Raw genomic sequence first — 19106 nt, 5'->3', positions numbered from 1 at the left:
GCCTGGAGCACCGCACCATGAACTACCTGCCCCTTGTCCTGCTGTTGAGCCTGTCCCCCGCCTTCGCGGTGAACATCGACGACGACGGCAACGACGTCCCCCTGACCATCAACGGCTGCCTGATTGCCGAAGCCAGCCAATGCCCCGGCGCCAACCTGCGCGGCGCTAACCTGGCCAACCAGGACCTGCGCAAGATGAACCTGGCCGGAGCCGACCTCTCCGGCGCCGACCTGCGCCATGCCCAGCTGGACCTGGCCAATTTGGAAAAAGCCCGCCTGCAAGGCGCCAACCTGACCCGTGCCAGCCTGCAACAGAGCAACCTGCGGCTGGCGGACTTTACCGACGCCAAGCTGATGGCCATTCAGGGCTGGGGCCTGTTTGCCCAGGGCGCGCAATTCGAGAATGCCAACCTCAGCGCGGCCTATCTGCAATTTGCCCGGCTGTCCGGGGCCAAGCTGCACCGGGCCAACCTGCAGGCCGCGGATTTGGAGATGGCCTGGTTGAGCAAGGCGGATCTGCAAGGGGCCAATCTGACGGATGCCAATCTGCAGGAGGCCAAGTTGGGTGAGAGCAATCTGGAACGCGCCGATTTGCGCGGGGCGCGGCAGCATTATGGGAATTTTCAGGATGCCAATATGGAGGGGTGCCAGGGGTGTCCGGGGACTTGGGATAAATAGGCCGTTGCCCCAGGCATTACCAAGCGCCTCGCTGTACCTGCTATTGGAACAATCGCCAGTTCAATAGCAGCTACAGCCACGCTAGCTGAGTCGCGCAAGGTTTTCGTCGATGCGCGCCTGAATCATGCTCAGGGTGTCCACGGTGATGCCACCCGGGAACCGGGACCGGGCGCTGCGGGTAAAGCCGCTGGCAACCTGGCAGATGTGCTCGATGATATCAGTGGCCTCCCTCACCGAGAGTTCCGCCTCCACCGCCGCGAGCCTGAGCAAGTGCTTGCGAGTGATGTGCAACGCCTCGCCCAATACGTCCATCTGGTGATAGCCGCCCGGCCCCTCGCAGAAGGTCACGTCGTAAGCCGGCGCCAGCTTCCACTGGCCGCTCGACGACATAAGGTAGGCAAAATTCTTCGGGTGGTCGTCACGGTTGTTGAACGCCACGTTGAACACAATCCGGGCAAAGGCCAGCGCCTTTTCCCGCACATCATTGCAGCAGTACTGGGTTGCCCGCAGGAAATTGCTGTAGTCCAGCGCCCCGGCTGCTCGGTAGTCCGCACCAGTTAAGGCGGCGAGGCTTTGCATGGGCACGCGCATGTCTTTGTGCCGGTCGAATCTTCGGGTGGCGAAGGCCGCCTGCCCATTGGGTAGCTCGAAGTGTTCACTGTCCGACGTTTCGATGGCGCATTCGCGCAAGCATTGCGCGTAGACAGCTTCGATAGCACAGACCTCGGGGTGTTCACCCGCTCCCGGGAACTTGATCAACCAGGCTTCCAGGCCAGATGCCGCCGCCGTGCTGAAACGCCCTCCCGCAGGGTCGCGATAGAGCAAGACCTTGGGCCGAGCGCCCTGCGGCGAGCCGCCCATCCGCAGCAGTCGCTGCAGAAACTCCCCGCCCTGACCATGGAGCACCTCCTGAACTTCGGCAGCCAGTCGCTCAAGGGGAACCTCTTCAGGCGCCATGAACAGCTCCGGCGCTACAGGCTCGAACGACATCGCGCCCATGGCTTGGGTGCCGATATAGGTCAGTCGCTCCAAAGGACCAATCTGCGCGGGGTTGAGACCGCGACGTTTGAACAAGCGATCCATCAGCAACATGCCCCAACCGTCAGGCAGCGAGTCATAGACCGGCCCCGGCAGCCACAGTTGATGATCGGGAAAGTCCCGACGCAGCCTCGGGCCCTTGAGCGGCAAGCGCAAGGCCGACAGTTCCAGGCCGCGATCCTGTGCCTCCTCGCTGTACTCGAAGGCAATCAAAGGGCGGCCGGTCAGCGCCGTCGTGGATACCAGCGAACCCCAGCGCCAGTGCTCCCCCCAACCGTCGTAGTAGACATCGACTTGCTTAAGCATCGGCGGACTTCCTTTTGACGCGCTGCCGCTGGGCGCCCTGTTCATAACGGAGGATGTCGTCGAGGCTGTCCAGCTGCGGCAGGAACAATTGCTCCAGCTCGCGAAGACGCCCCAGCACCATCGCCACGCGAACCACGCTGTCGAATGCGACACTACGCCCGGCCTCCAGATTGGACAGGGTGCCAACCCCGATGCCGGCACGGGCGGCGACTTCGGCCTGAGTCATCTGCTGGGACAGGCGTTCCTGGCGCAGGCGGGTGCAAAGCAGCTTGAGCACCTCATCCGGTCTGGCAAGCGTTAAATTCAGCATATCGAGTGTTAAATCCTTAAATCTCACATAACACTCAAAATTATAGAGTTATCCGAGAGATTCTGGAGAACCAAATAACTTCATAAATCTGATTCTTATCCCTCGAATCAGTCAGATAACAAGCGAAATACTGGATTTATCTTGCCACCTGCAGCTAGCCGCTGCCCCTCCTCACCCCGCCACCCGCACCACCCCCATATCAATCCCCAAATGCACCAACTCCGCATGGGAGCTGACCTGCAACTTGCTCTTGAGCAACGTCAAATGGTTCGACACAGTCTTGGCGCTGATGCACAGCTGCTCGGCAATCACCCGCGCCGGGGTGCCCTTGGCCAGCATCACGAAGATCTCCAGCTCGCGCTGGGTCATGCTCTGCAAACGCGGGTCGCTGGCGTTCTGCGCCGGGGTGCAGGCCAGCTGCGTGGCCAGGGGCTGTTCGATGTAGGCGTGCCCGGCCAGTACTCGGTGCACCGCTTCGATCAGCACCTGGGGCGCGGAGTTCTTGGTCAGGTAGCCCGAGGCGCCGGCCTCCAGGGCCTGGCGCACCAGGGGCAGTTCGTCGTGCATGCTGAAAAACAGCACCCGCAGCTGCGGCAGGCGCTGGCGCAGGCGGCGGGTGGTCTCCAGGCCGCTGATGCCCGGCAGGCCGAAATCCATGATCACCAGGTTCGGCACTTCTTCGGCGACCCGGGCCAGGGCCTCTTCGCCGCTGGCCGCTTCACGCACCTGCATCGCCGGCAATACCGCGCGCAGCAGGCTGGCGTAACCCTGGCGGACCACGGCGTGGTCATCCACCAACAAGATGTTCATCAGGCCTCCATGGGCATGTTCAGGGGCATGTTCAAGGCCAGGGCCCAACCGGCGCCGGGACGGCTGAGGATGTGCAGTTCGCCGCCCAGGCTGCGGGCCCGTTCAGCCATCGAGTGCAGGCCGACGCCGGGGCGCTGGGGCTGGCGCGCGCCGCAACCGTTGTCGCGCACCAGCAGGCGCAGGCCGCGGGCGCTGCGTTGCAGGCGCACCCGTACCTGGCTGGCGTCCGCGTGCCGGGCGACATTGGTCAGCGCTTCTTGCAGCAGGCGGTAGAGGTGGGTCTTGCTGGCGCTGGGCAACGCTGGCAGGTCGGCGCCGACCCGCAATTGGCAGTCGATGCCCTGGCTGTCCTGCCATTGGCTCACCAGCAGGCCGAAGGCTTCGGCCAGCGGCAGGTGCTGCAGCACCACCGGGTACAGGTCCTGCACCAGGGCGCGAAAGCCTTGCTGCAAGCGCTCGCAGTTGAGCTCCAGGGCCTGGGCCGTGTGCTCCACCACCGAGGGCTGGTTGCTGACCATGCGCAGCAGGCAGGCCTGGGCGCGAATGCCCGCCAGGTATTGCCCGAGGTCGTCGTGCAGGGTCTGCGCCAGGTAGGTGCGCTCGCGCTCTTGCACCGCCAGCAGGGCCTGGGTCAGTTGGGTGTTGTCGGCGCGAGTCTGTTCCAGGGTCGCGGTCATGCGGTTGAAGTGCCCGGCCAGTTGTCGCGCTTCCGGCAGGCCGGCTTCGCGCAGGCGCACCGCCAGTTGCCCGCCGGACACCTGCTGCAAGGCCCGCAGCAAATCATCCAGCAGGCCCATGCCGCGGCGCACCGCCCAGCGGATGGTCAGCAGGCTCAGGAGCAGGGCCAGGCCGCACAGGCTCAGCAGCTGTTGCAGGGAATCCCAGACTTCGTCGATCTCATCCCGCGCGTCCACGGCGATCAGCACTCGGCGCCCGTCGCCCAGGTCCAGCTCGCGGGCGTTGTGGCGGCGCTCGCTGAACAACTGGCGGCCGAGCCAGGCGTCCAGCCCTGCCTCTTCCGGCATGCGTGCCGCCTCGTCAGGCGCCAGCCAGTGCACCCGCACATGGCGCAGGCTCTGGGTCAGGTGCGGCTGCAGGCCCGCCGGGTTGCGCTCGGCGCTGTCGCTCAAGTACTCCACCACCGCTGCGGCGGACTGCAATTCACGTTCGACATCGGCCACCGCCTGATGCAACAGCAAGCCGGCGCAGGCCAGGGTCACCACGGCAAAGAACGCGCTCACCCACAGGTTGATCCGCCACAGCGCCGACATGCCTAGCGCCCCGGAACCAAGGGCACCGCCAGGGGCAGGACCGGACGCGGGCCGTGCAGACGATCGACGCCGATCAGGCTGAGGATCAGCAGCAAGGGCAGGAGCAGCACTTTGATGATGCGCATGGGCGTCTCTCTCAAGGTTCGGGCTCAGGGCTCGGGGCGGGTTCAGGCCAGGGTCGGGGCCGCTGGGACCATGCTAAGACCGCCGCACCCGCGCCGGGCTACTACCTTGGTACTGCCCGAGCGCTACTTTCTGCATATTTCCCCGCCCCGATGCTGTTCCTATGCTGGCGCCACCTGCCGTGGAGTGCCTTATGCACCAGCCTGCCCCGCTTATTCTGACCTGCCTGTTGGCCCTGACCTCGGCCCTGTTGCCCATGGCCGCCAGCCAGGCCACGGAGGAAACGCTGCAAGTGCGCATCGGCTACCTGGGCTATCGCCCCGACCCCGGCCCGCTGCTGTCCAACATCATTCCCGAGCCTGCCGATGCCGGGCTGCAGGGTGCGCAGCTGGCGATTGTCGACAGCAACAGCACCGGGCGCTTTCTCAAGCAGCAGTTCCAGCTCGACAGCGTCAGCCTCGACAGCCCCGAGGCACTGCTGCAAGCCGCCAAGGCCCAGCATGACCAGGGCCTGCGGCTGTTCGTGGTGAATGCCCCGGCGGCCAGCCTGCGGGAACTGTCCGCCGCCCTGCCCGACAGCCTCTTGTTCAACGCCGGCAGCCCCGACGACGCCCTGCGCAACAGCCAGTGCCTGGGCAACGTGCTGCACAGCCTGCCCGGCCGGGCGATGCTGGCCGACGCCCTGGTGCAGTTCATGGTGCTGCGCAAATGGCAGCGGGCCTTGCTCATCGTCGGCCAGACCGAAGACGACCGGGCCTACGCCGATGCCCTGCGCCGGGCCACCCAGCGCTTCGGCGTGAAGCTGGTCGCCGAGAAAGACTGGAGCTTCGACAACGACCAGCGCCGCAGCGCCCAGGCCGACATGCCGCTGTTCACCCAGACCGCCGAATACGACGTGGTGCTGGTGGCCGACGAGCGCGGCGACTTCGGCGAGTACCTGCCCTACCAGACCTGGTTCCCGCGCCCGGTGGCCGGCACCCAGGGCCTGACCCCCACCGGCTGGCACAAGAGCGTGGAAACCTTCGGCGCCGCGCAACTGCAAAAGCGCTTCGAAGCCCAGGCCGGACGCTGGATGAACGACCGCGACTTCGCTGCCTGGATGGCCGTGCGCAGCGTCGCCAGCGCGGTGAGCAAACTGCGTCAGGCCGACCCTCGGGCCCTGCAAACGCTGCTGCTCAGCGACCAGCTACCCCTGGACGGATTCAAGGGCCGCAAGCTCAGCTACCGGCCGTGGAACGGCGAACTGCGTCAACCCATTCCCCTGGTGCAACCCCGGGCCCTGGTCAGCACTTCGCCCCAGGACGGTTTCCTGCACCCCTTCAACGAAATGGACAGCCTGGGCTACGACCGCCCCGAAGTGACCTGCCGCTACCCCTGATCCCATAACCACAACAACAAGGAATCCGCCATGCGCCGCCCTCTTCTCTGCCGCTCCGCCCTCTGCGCGGGCCTGCTGCTCGCCGCCGGGCACGCCATGGCCGCCACGGCCTGGGTCTCCAACGAAAAGGACAACAGCCTGAGCCTGATCGACCTGCAGACCCTGGAAGTCACCGAGACCCTGCCGGTGGGCCAGCGCCCGCGGGGGTTGCTGCTGTCCCATGACAATAAGCTGCTGTACATCTGCGCCAGCGATTCGGACCGGGTCCAGGTGATGGACGTGGCGACCCGCAAGATCATCAAGGAGCTGCCGTCCGGCAAGGACCCCGAGCAGTTCGCCCTGCACCCCAACAACCGCTGGCTGTACGTGTCCAACGAGGACGATGCGCTGGTCACGGTGATCGACACCGAGACCGCCAAGGTCCTCGGCCAGATCAACGTCGGGGTCGAACCCGAAGGCATGGCGGTGAGCCCCGATGGCAAGTGGGCGGTCAACACCAGCGAAACCACCAACATGCTGCACTGGATCGACACCAGCACCCAGACCCTGGCCGACAGCACCCTGGTGGACCAGCGCCCGCGCTTCGTCGAGTTCAACCAGGACGGCTCAAGGCTTTGGGCCTCGGCGGAAATCGGCGGCACCGTGACCATCCTCGACGTGGCCACGCGCCAGGTGCTCAAGACCCTGAACTTCAAGATCAAGGGCGTGCACCCGGACAAGGTGCAGCCGGTAGGGATCAAGCTCAGCGCCGACGGCAAGTACGCCTTCGTCGCCCTGGGCCCGGCCAACCATGTGGCGGTGATCGACGCCAAGACCTACGAGATCCTCGACTACCTGCTGGTGGGGCGGCGGGTCTGGCAGCTGGCATTCACCCCGGACCAGAGCCAGTTGCTGGCCACCAACGGGGTCAGCGGCGATGTTTCGGTGATCGACGTGAACAGCCTCAAGGTGCTCAAGTCGGTGAAGGTCGGGCGCTATCCCTGGGGCGTGGTGGTGACCCCATGAACGCCCTGGAGGTCAGCCAGCTGAGCTTCGCCTACGGCCCGCGCCAGGCCCTCGATCAGGTCAGCCTGAGCCTGGCTCCCGGACGCTTTGCCGCGCTGCTGGGGCCCAACGGCGCCGGCAAGTCGACCCTGATCGCCCTGCTCACAAGGCTCTACGACCTGCAACAAGGCGACATCCGCGTCGGTGGCTGCTCGCTGCGCAACGCTGCCCGCGCCGCCCTGCGCCAGCTCGGCGTGGTGTTCCAGCAAAGCACCCTGGACCTGGACCTGAGCGTCGAGCAGAACCTGCACTACCACGCCGCGCTGCATGGCCTGTCGCGGCGCCAGGGGCAGGCGCGAATCGATGCCGAACTGGCGCGCCAGGGCCTGAGCGAACGGCGCCGGGACAGCGTCCGCACCCTCAATGGCGGCCACCGCCGACGGGTGGAAATCGCCCGCGCCCTGCTGCACGAACCGCGCCTGCTACTGCTCGATGAAGCCAGCGCCGGCCTTGACCCGGCCAGCCGCCTGGCCCTCAACCGGCACATTCGCCAGCTGTGCCAGGAACAGCGCCTGAGCGTGCTCTGGACCACCCACCTGCTGGACGAAGTGCAGGCCGACGACCAGTTGCTGATCCTGCATCAGGGGCGCCTGGTGGCCAGTGGCGTGGCCAGCACCATCAGCCAGGAACAGGGCGGCGACCTGGGCACCGCCTTCGCCCGCCTGACCCAGAATCCCCAGCCGCGCCCGGCCCCGATCGGAGAACCGCTCGCATGAACGCCTACTGGCAATGCCTGCGCGGCATCGTGCTGCGCGAATGGCTGCGCTTCGTGCTGCAGCGCACGCGCTTTCTCAGCGCCCTGGTGCGGCCGCTGCTGTGGCTGCTGGTGTTCGCCGCCGGCTTTCGCGCGGCCCTGGGCATCGCCATCATCGAGCCCTACAGCACCTACATTCCCTACGAGGTCTACATCGTCCCAGGGCTGGCCTGCATGATCCTGCTGTTCAACGGCATGCAGGGCTCGCTGTCGATGGTCTACGACCGGGAAATGGGCAGCATGCGCGTGCTGCTCACCAGCCCCCTGCCCCGGGCCTTCCTGCTCGCCAGCAAGCTGTTGGCCACCTCATTGATCTCGCTGCTGCAGGTCTACGCCTTCCTCGCCGTGGCCTGGCTGTATGGCGTGCAACCGCCGGCCATGGGGCTGCTCAGCGCCCTACCTGCCTTGCTGCTGGTGGCCCTGATGCTCAGCGCCCTGGGGTTGCTGCTGTCCAACGCCATCCGCCAGCTGGAGAACTTTGCCGGGGTGATGAACTTCGTGATCTTCCCGCTGTTCTTCCTGTCCTCGGCGCTGTACCCGCTGTGGAAGATGCTCGAAGCCAGCCCCTGGCTGTACTGGCTGTGCGCCCTCAACCCCTTCACCCACGCCGTGGAGCTGGTGCGCTTCGCCCTGTATCAGCGCCTCAACCTCCTGGCCCTGGCCGTATGCCTGAGCCTGACCCTGGTGTTCTCCCTGCTGGCGGTGCTGACCTTCAACCCGCAGCACGCCGCCCTGCGCAAAAGCACCGCCTAGGTATCTCCAGATAAAGAGCCACTGTAGCCGCTGCCGAGCCTTGGGCGAGGCTGCGACAAGGGCCAAAGGCCCTTCCAGCGATCCGAAGGCCCGCGCATTCCTCACAATCAACGCCATGGCGGTGCATCGACGCCCGTGGACTGTCCTGATGGACCGCGCCGGCAGGTTTAGCGTCTCCTCCGGAGCCGTTCGCAGCCTGCGGCAGCGGCTACACGAAGCCCTGCAATCCCTGCAATCTCTGCAACGCCTGTAGCCGCTGTCGAGCCTACGGCGAGGCTGCGACAAGGGCCAAAGGCCCTTCAGCGGTCCGAAGCCCCACGCATTCATCGCGACCAACACCATGGCGGAGAATCGAGCCACGCGGGTTGTTCTGATAGACCGCATTGCCAGGTTTGGCGTCTCCTCCGGAGCCGTTCGCAGCCTGCGGCAGCGGCTACAGACAAGCGCAAGAGCGTCGCCCAGCCAGGACCTACGACTTTGGTACTGCTTTTGCTGTCGATGGTCGCATTCACAAATGCCCCCGCGCTGGCATGTAATGGGCCCATAACAAGAAGGACAAAACCCTTATGCCCCGTGCCCTGCAGACCCTGGCCCTGCTCTCGCTGAGCCTGACCCTGGGAATGGCCCAAGCCGAGACTCCGCTGTTTTCCGCCGACGGCTATCGCACCCGCCTCTACCGCAGCCCGACGCCCACCCAGGTAGAGGCCGCGCAGATCATCGACACTCAAGGCTTGCAGGCCCTGCTCCAGCAGCAGCCCAAACCACTGCTGATCGACGTCTATCGCCGGCAATGGCTGCAAGGCCGCTTCATCGACAGCGAGCCCCACGCCAACCTGCCCGGCAGCCACTGGCTGGCCAACACCGGCGACGGCGAGCTGAGCCCAGAGTGGCAGCAGTACTTCAACCGCTACCTGCAACAGCTCAGCGCCGGTAATCGGCAACGACCGCTGGTCTTTTATTGCCGCGCCGATTGCTGGCTGAGCTGGAACGCGGTAAAACGCGCCGCAGCCTTGGGCTATACCTCCCTCTACTGGTATCGCGACGGCCTGGACGCCTGGGAGGCCGCCGGGTTGCCGGTGGTGGCGGCCCAGCCGGAAGCCTTTCCCTGAAGCCGCAAAAGCCCCCTGCACAATCACAATAACGAGGTGAAAGGCCATGTATAAAATTCTGATAGCCGACGATCACCCACTGTTTCGCGAAGCCATTCACAACGTCATCAGCGACGGATTTCCCGGCAGCGAGGTGATGGAAACCGCCGACCTGGACAGCGCCCTGGCCCTGACCCAGGAGCACGACGACCTGGACCTGATCCTGCTCGACCTGAACATGCCCGGCATGCACGGCCTCAACGGCCTGATCACCCTGCGCAACGAAGCGCCAACCATTCCGGTGGTGATCGTCTCCGCCGAGCAGGACAAGCAGATCGTGCTCCAGGCCATCACCTACGGCGCCGTCGGCTTCATCACCAAATCCTCGGCGCGCTCGCAGATGACCGAGGCCATCGAACAGATCCTCAATGGCAACGTGTACCTGCCGCCGGACATCATCCGCACCCAGAAAAGCCAGCCGGGCCGACGCAACAGCGAGACCCCGAGCTTTCCCCCGGAACTGCTGCAAGCCCTGACCCGCAAACAGCTCCTGGTACTGGAACGCATGACCAAGGGCGAGTCCAACAAACAGATCGCCTACACCCTGGACATTGCCGAAACCACAGTGAAGGCCCACGTCTCGGCGATTCTGCGCAAGCTCAACGTGCACAACCGGGTGCAAGCGATCCTCAGCGCCGGTGATATCGATTTCGGCGCCTACCTGCGCCGCTAACCCTCTGTAGCCGCTGCCGAGCCTTCGGCGAGGCTGCGACAAGGGCCGAAGGCCCTTCCAGCGATCTGAAGACCGGCGCATTCATCGCGACCAACGCCATGGCGGTGAATCGGGTCACGCGGGTTGTTCTGGTAGACCGCGTTGTCAGGGTTGGCGTCTCCTGCGGAGCCGGGCGCAGCCTGCGGCAGCGGCTACATGAAGCCTTTTGCGCCCTGCAAATCCTGCAATTCCTGTAGCCGCTGCCGAGCCTTCGGCGAGGCTGCGACAAGGGCCGAAGGCCCTTCCGGCGATCTGAAGACCGGCGCATTCATTGCGACCAACGCCATGGCGGTGAATCGAACTACGCGGGTTGTTCTGGTAGACCGCGTTGCCAGGGTTGGCGTCTCCTGCGGAGCCGGGCGCAGCCTGCGGCAGCGGCTACACGGGGGGCGTCAGCAGGTGGCTGATGGCGGTCTTGAGTTTCATCGGGCGCACCGGTTTGTGCATCAGGGTGTGGCCCAGTTCGCGCAGTTGTTGTTTGAGCTCGTTGCTGTAGTTCGCGGTGATCATCATCGCCGGGATCGCCAGGGCGCGCCGGGCGTTGATTCGTGCCACGGCGTCGATGCCGTTCTGTTGCTGGTCCAGGTGGTAATCGGCAATCAGCAGGTCGGCCTCGGCGCGGTAGTCGTCCACCTGGCGCGCCAGGTCTTCTTCGGACAAGGCGGTGATCACCTGGCAGCCCCAGCCTTCGAGCAGGGTGCGCATGCCGGCGCAGATCGCCGCGTCGTTATCCAGCACCCAGATCCGCGCGCCGTGCAAACGCTCCAGCAGGGCTTCCCCCAGTTCCGGGCGCGGCGCTGGCAAGGGCGCGCTGGCGCTGATGGGCACCTGCACGCTGAACACCGAACCGCGCCCCGGCCAGGAGCGCACACCGATGCGGTGCCCGAGAATCCCGGCAATCTTCTCGACGATGGCCAGCCCCAGGCCCAGGCCGCGGTCCTGGTCGGGGCGCTGTTCTTCACCACGCTTGAACTCCTGGAAGATTTCTTCCAGGCGTTCGGCGGCAATGCCCATGCCGCTGTCCCAGACTTCGATCGACAGCCAGCGCCCCTGGCGCCGACAGCCCAGCACCACGCGACCCTGGCGGGTGTAGCGGATGGCGTTGCTCAACAGGTTGCGCAGAATCCGCGCCAGCAGCTGGATGTCGCTGCGCACCAGGGCCGAGCACGCGACGAAGTGCAGTTCCAGGCCTTCGCTGCGGGCCACCTGGGCGTACTCGGCGGCGAGGTTTTCCAGCAGCTCGCTCAAGGCAAAGGGCGCGATATCGGCCTTGATCACCCCGGCATCGAGCTTGGAAATGTCCACCAGGGTGCCCAGCAGGTTTTCCACGTCTTCCAGGGAGTTGCTGACATTGCGCACCAGGGCGCTGCTGGCCTGGGGATCACGACGCTCCAGCAAGGCGCTGGTGAACAGCCGCGCGGCGTTCAGGGGTTGCAGCAGGTCATGGCTGACCGCGGCAAGGAACTTGGTCTTCGACAGGTTGGCCCGTTCGGCCTCGGCCTTGGCCTCACGCAGCCGCGATTCGACCCGGCTGCGCTCTTCGATCTCGCGCAAAAGCTGCTGGTTGAGGGTGGTCAGCTCGGCGGTGCGTTCGCGCACCCGCAGCTCCAGGTTCTGGTAGGCCTGATGCAGCGCCTCGGCGGTGCGCCGGCGTTCGGTGATGTCGCGGATCAGCACGAAAATCCCCACCACTTCACCATTGGCCAGGCGGTTGGGCACGTAGGAGCGCAGCATGTAGCGCTCCTGGTTGTTGATGTTGGTTTCGGCGAATTCGAAGGTCACGCTCTCCCCGGCCAGGGCCCGTTCCACATAGCTTTCCAGGCGCTGGTAGTGCTGTTCGCTGTGCACCTCGCGCAGGCTCTGGCCAAGCATCACGCCGCGCGGCCAGCAGTACCATTCCTCGTAGACCTTGTTGGTGAACTCATACACCAGATCGGCATTCAGGTAGGCGATCAGCGCCGGCACATGGTCGGTGATCAGGCGAATCCAGCGCTCGCTTTCACTCAGGGCTTCGGCGTGCTGGTAGCGCTCGGTGATGTCGGTGAAGGTGTTGACGAAGCCGCCGGTGGGCAGCGGATGGGTGCGGATCTCCAGCACCCGGCCATCGCTCAGGCGCTGCTCGCATTCATGGATCACCCGGCCATTGCCGTCGCGGCTGGCGGGGGTCAGCAGGCTCAGCTCGCTGTCGCCGATGACTTCGGCAAACAAGCGGTGCGCGGCCACCGGGGCCAACCCGCTGAGTTCGAGGAAGCGCCGGTTCCACAGTTCGAGGATGCCCTCGGCGTTGACCATGGCCACGCCCTGGGACAGGTTGTCCACCGCCCGTTGCAGCAGGTGGGATTTCTGCGCCACCGCCTGTTCCCGGCGCAGGGTTTCGCTGTGCTTGACCTCGGTGATGTCGGTGAACAGGATCACCCGCCCGCCTTCCCGGGTCGGCCGCTCGCTGACCTGCAGCCAGCGGCCATTGTGCAGGCGATACAGCAGTTGTTCGTCGCCGGCGCTGCGCGGTTCTTCGCTGAACAGCCCGGTGCTGGTCATCAGCCGGCGCACTTCCGAGAGGCGCATGCCGGCCATGATCCGCACCCGGCTGTGGCTCCAGAAGGCGCGGAAGCGGCTGTTGAACAGGACGATGCGCTGCTCCTGGTCGAACAGCACGAAGGCGTCGGAAATGCTCTCGATGGCGTCGATCAGGTGCTGGTGGGCCGTCTCGGCCCGCAGCCGCGCTTCGCTGAGCAAATGGTTGCCGGCCTTGAGCTCGGCCATGGCCTGGTTCAGGGCGTCGGTGCGTTCGCGCACCTGCTCGGCCAACACCACCGAATGCTGGAACGCCGCATAAGGGTCGTTGCCGCGGGTGATGCCGGACTCGACCCGTTCGATCAGCGCCTCGTTGATGCGCCGCAGCTTGCGGTTCTCGCGCTGCAGGTCATCGAGCTGCGCTTGCAGCTCAGCGGCGGGCCGGAGTTCGACTGCGGGCAATGGCGACCCCGGTGAAGGTCTGGTTGATGTGCATGCCATTGAACTGTTCTCCGTAGGTGTTGAAACCCATCACCCGTTGTTCCCGCAAAAAGGCCCCGATCTCATCCAGGCTGCCGCGATCCTCCAGCTCCAGGCGGCGCAAAAAACAGTCGCAGCCGATGGTCAGCAACAGCCCGCCGAGGCGCTGCTGCAAGCCGTCGAACAGCTGTTGCAGGTTGGGCAGCAAGGGGCCGGGGGTCATGGCGGTGAGGACGATGCCGTTCTCCACCGCGCAGTAGAAACTCAGGCTCAGGTCCGGGTGCACCTGCTGCACCGCGCGCACGTAATAGTGCTGGTTGATGCGCACCGCCAGCGGGTGGGCGGCGAACACCCGGTGGTCGAGCTGCGCCAGGGGCACGCCGATCAGCCGCGCGTACTCCTCGGCGGCGGGCTCGGCGTTCAGTTCGTAGACCCGACGCAAGGTACTGTCGGCGCCGGTGACCACCAGTTTTTCTTCCCGAGGCTGGATGTGGTGGGTAGTGAACACCTCGAAATCCAGCCAGGTGTTGACCAGCACCACCACCGCCGCGCCGCTGTGGAACTCGCCGCCGAAATACACGTGGGTGTGGGTCAGGTAGTTGTCATCGCCGGCCGAACCGCCGAAATGCGGAATGTCCCCCAGGGCTGCGCTGAGGGCGGCCAGCACCATTTCCTCGCGGCTCGACAGACCGTCCAGCAGGGTCAGGGCGAAGCTGTTGCCCTTGATCGGCGCCAGGGTGTTGCTGCGGCAACGGCCCACCAGGCGTTCGACCATCTGCTGGGCGTCGATCAGGCTGAAGTGCTCCATCTGGTCGATGAGTTCGGCGGCGATGGAAAAGTGCCGATGGTCGAAGCCGATGGCGGTCACGCAGTTACGCCCGTAGCCCAGGGGGGTGATCTCCCCGGCGCTGGTGCAGCCCACCAGGGGAATGCCGCCGAAGCTCTGCTGCAGGGCCGGGCCGAGGGTCTGCAGGGGGTATTCGGCGGAACAGAAGAACAGCACGAAGCCCAGGTGCGGATGCAGCAGTTGGCTGGCCAGGTCCTGGGCCACCTGCTGCGGATCGACGGCCTGGGACATGGCGCTGACCACGCCCTCGCTCTGGGCTTGCTGCATCGTCGCCTCCGGCGCGGGTTGTCTGAGCAATGAGTGTACGAAGCCGGCCCCGGGGCACGAATGCTACTTGGGTAGCGGGTAGCCGGTTCCATGGGCGTAGGGGCTGGCTTGCCAGCGAAGGCGTCGGCCGGGCTGGTGCAAGGCTGGCGGGCCGCTTCGCCGGCATGCCGGCTCCTACGGGACATGCGGGAGATATGGGGAATGGAGGGGGCGCCGGCCCGGGCGCGATGCGCACGCCAGGGCCGGCGCTGGGGTTACCAGGTCAGTACCGCACCCACGGCGAAGGTGTCGGTGTTTTCGTTCTGCGCGGTGGTGTGGTGGCCGTCGATCTCGAACTGGTTGTACTCGGCCACCAGCTTGAGGTTGTCGTTGATGTCGTGGAACAGCGCCACGCCCCGGGTCTGGTAATCGGCGCCGCTGCCGACTACGCCGTTGCCGTCGTCCTTTGTCTTGCCGTAGGACAGCGCCAGGCGGTTCTTGCCCACCTTGTACGAGCCCTGCAGCAGGTAGCCCTTGCTGTCGACATTGCGCAGGGTGGCCTCGCCGGCATTGTTGGTGAAGAACGGGTTGATGCCCTTGGCCTGGAACCCGGAACCGGTCAGGGACAGGCCGCCCATCTTGGCCTGCAGGCCATAACCCAGGCCCTTGGAAGTCACTGACTGCACGCTGGGGTCGGTGTTGTCGGAGGTCTGGTAGCTGCCGTTGAGCCAGCTGTAGAACTTGGCCCCGCCCAGGTCGAACTGATAGGTAATTTCGCTCTCGGTGCGCGGGTTCTTCTGGTAGGCCTTGCCCAGGGCGCTGCTGTCGTTGGTGTCCACCGGGTCGAGGATGCCCACCGCCACCCGCAGGCCGTCCATCACCGGGCTGCGGTAAGTGATCTGCGACGACGGAAAGGGATAGGGGTAACCGCTGCCGATGTTGCCGAACGACACCCCGCCGCCGTCCACCAGCCCCAGGCTGTCGCTGACCTGGCCGTACCCGGCAAGCATTTCATCGAGCAGGATGTTGGAACGGGCGAACAGGCCGAAGTCCTTGCCGATCAGCACCTCGCCCCACTCCGGGTTGGCCACGGTGCCGTAGAACTGGCGCACGTCGATGGCGGTGTCGGTGCCGTTGGTTTCGCTGTCGTTGATGGTCACCCAGAATGAGGCCCGGGCGCCGAGCTTGAGGTCGTCCACCTGCTTGCCCATGTTGAAGCCCAGGTAGTTGGGCAGAAAGCCCATCTTCACCCGCGCCTGGCGGCGGTCGTACTGCTCGCCGGCGCGGTCGACGTCACTGTTGACGTAGAAGGCGTTGACGTAGCCGTCGGTGGAAAAGGTGGTCTGGTCCTTGTCATACAGCATGATTTCGGCTTCGGCGACAGTGCCCAGGCCAAGGGTCGACAGGCCGACGAGCAGGGCCGGAATCAGAGGGTACTGGCAGTTCTTATTGTTATGCATGGCGCGCTCCGCAAACGGGGGACGAAATGTCGGAGGCGATTATCGAAACGCGCCAGGGCCGCCCATAGGCTGCCTTGGGGGCAAGTTCACGGTGCTTTGGAGGGGCTGGCAGGGAGCGGCAAATCCGATCCACGACCGGACCGCTACCGGCCCCCCTACCGGGAGTAGCACCAAGGGTCTATCGACCCCGGTGCCAAGGGATAAGGCCTTAAGCCTCGGCCGCCAACGCGCGCAGTCGCGCCAGTTCGGCAACGGCCAGGGGAATGCCCTCTTGCAGCGATTTGGCCCGGCTGCGGTAGCGTCGGTCGCCGGGCATGCGCTCCAGGCCCACGGCCTGCATCTGCCGCACCAGCTCGCCGCTGCGCTGGGCAAAATGCCCGCCGCCCAGGTGGCTGGGATCGATGACGATCAGCAGTTGCCCGGTCCAGGGCGTTTGCGCCCCCGGGTGTTGCGACCAGTCGAACTCGAAGGAGAAATTGCCGCCGGTCAGCGCCGCCGCCAACAGCTCCACCATCATCGACAACGCCGAGCCCTTGTGCCCGCCAAAGGGCAGCAAGGCGCCGCCGTCGAGAATCGCTGCCGGGTCGCAAGTGGGCTGGCCGTCGCGGTCCACCCCCATGCCCGGTGGCAACTGCTGGCCCTGGCGCTTGGCGATCTGCACATCGCCGTGGGCGATGGCGCTGGTAGCCAGGTCGAAGACGATGGGCTCGGCGCCCTCGCGGGGGGCGGCGAAAGCAATCGGGTTGGTGCCGAACAGCGGCCGCTGGGCGCCGTGGGGCACCACGCAGGTCATGCTGTTGACCAGGCTCAGGGCCACCAGGCCTTCTTCGGCGAAGGGCTCGACATCCGGCCACAGGGCGGCGAAGTGATGGGAATTGCGAATCGCCAGCACCGCGATCCCGGCGCTGCGGGCCTTGCTCAACAGCAGCGCGCGGGCCGCCGCCAGGGCCGGCTGGGCAAAGCCGCCTGCGGCGTCCACCGCCACCACGCCGGGGGCCACATCCTCCACTTGCGGCATGGCCTGCCCATTCACCCAGCCACTGGCCAGGGACGACAGGTAACCGGGAATGCGGAACACCCCGTGGCTGTGGGAACCGTCGCGCTCGGCGCGGGCGCAGTTGTCGGCCAGCACCCGGGCCACCTCGGCAGAGGTGCCGTGGCGAAGAAAAATGCGTTGCAGCAAGTCGGTCAAGGCCGGCAGGTCGAGGTACTCGACATCAGCCTGCGCCGGGGTCGCGTGGTGCATGGCAGCTCCATTGGAATTGTTATTGGAAGGTGCCTGACTATCGCGTCACGCCAGTTAACTGTCAAATGTTGACTTCATGACAGAAAACCTTCATTTTCCACTGCACTGCGTCATTTTGATTCTGTACAAAAAACTCGCCGAGCAAAGATCAGGCAAGGCAAAAACAGGCGAGGAAGCGGAGTGTAGGGGCCTACATGAGCATTCCGAGCCTGTTTTTAACGCAGCATGGTCGAAGCGCAGGCAGTTTTCGTGCAGACCCGAATAACAAGGAGCGGCCATGAGCCAGCCCATCAAACAACGCCTTGAAAGCAGCTTGTCCAGCGCCACCGCGTCGGGCCGGGCGATTGCCAGCTACATGCTGGCCAACCTCTACGAACTGCCCTTCCAGACCGCCGCCGACATCGCCGAAAAACTCGGCGTCAGCGAATCCAGCGTCGGCCGTTTCTGCCGCGCCATCGGCTACAGCCATTTCAAGGATCTGAAAAACGACCTGAAGAACGACCTCGGCGAAGGCCCGTGGCTGGTGGGCGACCGCCTGCAGGAATTTCGCCAGCAGCCCAACCCGGCGGCCCAGGGCCTGCCCCGCAGCTTCGAGCTGGAAGTCGGCGCGCTGGTCAAGGTCTACGAATACAGCCTGACCCCGGCCTGGCAGACCGTGGTCCAGCGCCTGGCCAGCCGGCGCCGGGTGTACGTGGCGGGGTTCCAGACCGAGCGCGGCATCGCCGCCTCCATGGTCCACCTGCTGCAATACCTGCGCGACGGCGTGCACCTGGTGGACGGCGCCGCCGGGCATTTCGCCGACGTGCTGCTGAGCCCCGCCGAAGACTGCGCCCTGGTGGTGTTCGAGGCCCGGCGCTACTCGCGCCACGCCCTGACCCTGTGCCACAAGGCCCGCGAGGCGGGGATTCCGGTGACCCTGGTCACCGACACCTTCTGCGACTGGGCCGAGCAGAACGCCGACGAGGTGTTCCGCGTGCCCACCGAATTCAACCTGTTCTGGGAGTCCACCGCGGCCATGCTGTCGCTGGTGCACCTGTTGGTCAACGAGGTGTGCAAGCACCTGGGACCCGAGGTGGAAAAACGCCTGGAAGCCACCGCTGCCCTGCATAACGAGTTTGTTGGTTACACATCGTCCGCCCGACCAAAACAATAAATAACCGAGGTGCTCCATGAACAACGTCCTCCGCTTCGCTGGCGCTTGCGCCCTGGTCATCGCCGCTTCCACGGCCCAGGCCGAAACCCTGAAGATCGCCACCGAAGGCGCCTACCCGCCCTTCAACTACGTGGACTCCAACAACCAGCTGCACGGCTTTGACGTGGACATTGCCAACGCCCTGTGCAAGCAGATGCAGGTCGAGTGCCAGATCGTCGCCCAGGACTGGGAAGGCATCATCCCGGCGCTGCTGGCGAAGAAATACGACGCCGTGGTGGCCTCGATGATCGCCACCGACGAGCGCAAGAAGAAGATCGCCTTCAGCAACCACTACTACCGCACCCCGCTGTCGGTGGCCGTGGCCAAGGACTCGGACATCACCGACGCCCAGACCAACTTCAAGGGCCGCACCGTGGGCGCCCAGGCCTCCTCAACCCAGGCCATCTACGCCGAGGACCACTACGGCCCGGCCGGCGCCGACGTGAAGTTCTACCCGACCCTGGACGAAGCCAACAGCGACCTGGCCGCCGGACGCGTGGACGGGGTGATTGCCGACAAATTCCCGCTGCTGGCCTGGGCTGAAAGCGCCGGCAAGGACTGCTGCAAGATCATCGGCGACGTCAACGGCACCACCGCCGACGCTTCCATCGCCGTGCGCAAAGAAGACAACGCCCTGCGCGAACGCCTGAACAAGGCCCTGGACGAGATCGTCGCCAACGGCACCTACAAGCAGATCTCCAGCCGCTACTTCGCCTTCGACATCTACTGACCGCCCGCCTTTGCCGCTGCCCTTGCCCCGCGTTCCCTTGAGCGCGGCGGCGCCCTGCACGGTTCAA

18 protein-coding genes are annotated in these 19106 nt (G+C 65.4%); 9 read left to right on the top strand and 9 right to left on the bottom strand.

Annotation, left to right across the window (positions count from 1 at the left end; translation table 11 throughout):
* Positions 1-17: 17 nt before the first annotated feature.
* Complete coding sequence (locus tag WIN67_RS11565; RefSeq protein ID WP_170004983.1) at positions 18-677, top strand: pentapeptide repeat-containing protein; 660 nt, start codon at positions 18-20, stop codon at positions 675-677.
* An 81-nt stretch (positions 678-758) separates the two neighbouring features.
* Here WIN67_RS11565 and WIN67_RS11560 read toward each other — a convergent pair whose 3' ends face one another.
* The 5 genes from WIN67_RS11560 to WIN67_RS11540 form a co-directional block, all read right to left on the bottom strand.
* Positions 759-2021: a type II toxin-antitoxin system HipA family toxin gene (locus WIN67_RS11560; RefSeq protein ID WP_339071285.1), complete on the bottom strand. Its 1263-nt coding sequence runs from the start codon at positions 2019-2021 to the stop codon at positions 759-761.
* Positions 2014-2331: a helix-turn-helix domain-containing protein gene (locus WIN67_RS11555; protein WP_016967320.1), complete on the bottom strand. Its 318-nt coding sequence runs from the start codon at positions 2329-2331 to the stop codon at positions 2014-2016. The genes WIN67_RS11560 and WIN67_RS11555 overlap by 8 nt, the downstream gene beginning before the upstream one ends.
* 171 nt (positions 2332-2502) lie before the next feature.
* The gene (locus WIN67_RS11550) at positions 2503-3141 is read right to left on the bottom strand and encodes a response regulator (protein ID WP_110653772.1); all 639 of its coding nucleotides are present in this window, start codon (positions 3139-3141) and stop codon (positions 2503-2505) included.
* Positions 3141-4412, bottom strand: coding sequence for a HAMP domain-containing sensor histidine kinase (locus WIN67_RS11545; RefSeq protein ID WP_339071284.1), 1272 nt, complete (start codon positions 4410-4412; stop codon positions 3141-3143). Before WIN67_RS11545 ends, WIN67_RS11550 begins: the two co-directional genes overlap by 1 nt.
* Positions 4413-4414: 2 nt before the next feature.
* On the bottom strand, positions 4415-4537 hold the full coding sequence (locus tag WIN67_RS11540) for a hypothetical protein (RefSeq protein WP_258010305.1): 123 nt from the start codon (positions 4535-4537) through the stop codon (positions 4415-4417).
* 191 nt (positions 4538-4728) lie between these two features.
* Between WIN67_RS11540 and WIN67_RS11535 the strand changes: the two genes are divergently transcribed.
* The 6 genes from WIN67_RS11535 to WIN67_RS11510 all read left to right on the top strand — a co-directional run bounded on the left by WIN67_RS11535 (position 4729) and on the right by WIN67_RS11510 (position 10285).
* Positions 4729-5913, top strand: a complete 1185-nt coding sequence (locus tag WIN67_RS11535; RefSeq protein ID WP_339071283.1) for an ABC transporter substrate-binding protein — start codon at positions 4729-4731, stop codon at positions 5911-5913.
* 30 nt (positions 5914-5943) lie between these two features.
* On the top strand, positions 5944-6918 hold the full coding sequence (locus WIN67_RS11530; protein WP_015635007.1) for a YVTN family beta-propeller repeat protein: 975 nt from the start codon (positions 5944-5946) through the stop codon (positions 6916-6918).
* Positions 6915-7673, top strand: coding sequence for an ABC transporter ATP-binding protein (locus WIN67_RS11525; RefSeq protein WP_339071282.1), 759 nt, complete (start codon positions 6915-6917; stop codon positions 7671-7673). The genes WIN67_RS11530 and WIN67_RS11525 overlap by 4 nt, the downstream gene beginning before the upstream one ends.
* Positions 7670-8464: an ABC transporter permease gene (locus WIN67_RS11520; protein ID WP_339071281.1), complete on the top strand. Its 795-nt coding sequence runs from the start codon at positions 7670-7672 to the stop codon at positions 8462-8464. The genes WIN67_RS11525 and WIN67_RS11520 overlap by 4 nt, the downstream gene beginning before the upstream one ends.
* Before the next feature lie 566 nt (positions 8465-9030).
* On the top strand, positions 9031-9573 hold the full coding sequence (locus tag WIN67_RS11515) for a PQQ-dependent catabolism-associated CXXCW motif protein (RefSeq protein WP_170004131.1): 543 nt from the start codon (positions 9031-9033) through the stop codon (positions 9571-9573).
* Between the two features lie 46 nt (positions 9574-9619).
* Positions 9620-10285, top strand: coding sequence for a response regulator transcription factor (locus tag WIN67_RS11510; protein WP_092316068.1), 666 nt, complete (start codon positions 9620-9622; stop codon positions 10283-10285).
* Between the two features lie 417 nt (positions 10286-10702).
* Here WIN67_RS11510 and nahK read toward each other — a convergent pair whose 3' ends face one another.
* From nahK to WIN67_RS11490, 4 genes are all read right to left on the bottom strand, one after another.
* Positions 10703-13339 (bottom strand): hybrid sensor histidine kinase/response regulator NahK/ErcS', encoded by a 2637-nt coding sequence (gene nahK, locus WIN67_RS11505; RefSeq protein ID WP_213666031.1) that lies wholly within the window; start codon positions 13337-13339, stop codon positions 10703-10705.
* Positions 13269-14432, bottom strand: coding sequence for a nitric oxide-sensing protein NosP (gene nosP, locus WIN67_RS11500; RefSeq protein WP_339071275.1), 1164 nt, complete (start codon positions 14430-14432; stop codon positions 13269-13271). Before nosP ends, nahK begins: the two co-directional genes overlap by 71 nt.
* A 254-nt stretch (positions 14433-14686) precedes the next feature.
* Positions 14687-15871: a porin gene (locus WIN67_RS11495; protein ID WP_110653694.1), complete on the bottom strand. Its 1185-nt coding sequence runs from the start codon at positions 15869-15871 to the stop codon at positions 14687-14689.
* Between the two features lie 208 nt (positions 15872-16079).
* Positions 16080-17117: an Ldh family oxidoreductase gene (locus WIN67_RS11490; RefSeq protein WP_339071271.1), complete on the bottom strand. Its 1038-nt coding sequence runs from the start codon at positions 17115-17117 to the stop codon at positions 16080-16082.
* Positions 17118-17394: 277 nt separating this feature from the next.
* On the opposite strand from WIN67_RS11490, the gene WIN67_RS11485 reads away from it, so the two are divergent.
* On the top strand, positions 17395-18270 hold the full coding sequence (locus WIN67_RS11485) for a MurR/RpiR family transcriptional regulator (RefSeq protein WP_011060499.1): 876 nt from the start codon (positions 17395-17397) through the stop codon (positions 18268-18270).
* 16 nt (positions 18271-18286) lie between these two features.
* Positions 18287-19039, top strand: coding sequence for a transporter substrate-binding domain-containing protein (locus WIN67_RS11480; protein WP_047285526.1), 753 nt, complete (start codon positions 18287-18289; stop codon positions 19037-19039).
* Positions 19040-19106 lie beyond the last annotated feature (67 nt).

Source organism: Pseudomonas idahonensis, assembly GCF_037903935.1.
Classification (GTDB): domain Bacteria; phylum Pseudomonadota; class Gammaproteobacteria; order Pseudomonadales; family Pseudomonadaceae; genus Aquipseudomonas; species Aquipseudomonas danubii.
The sequence above is the reverse complement of the archived record's forward strand: the minus strand, read 5'-3'. Positions and strand labels throughout refer to the sequence as shown.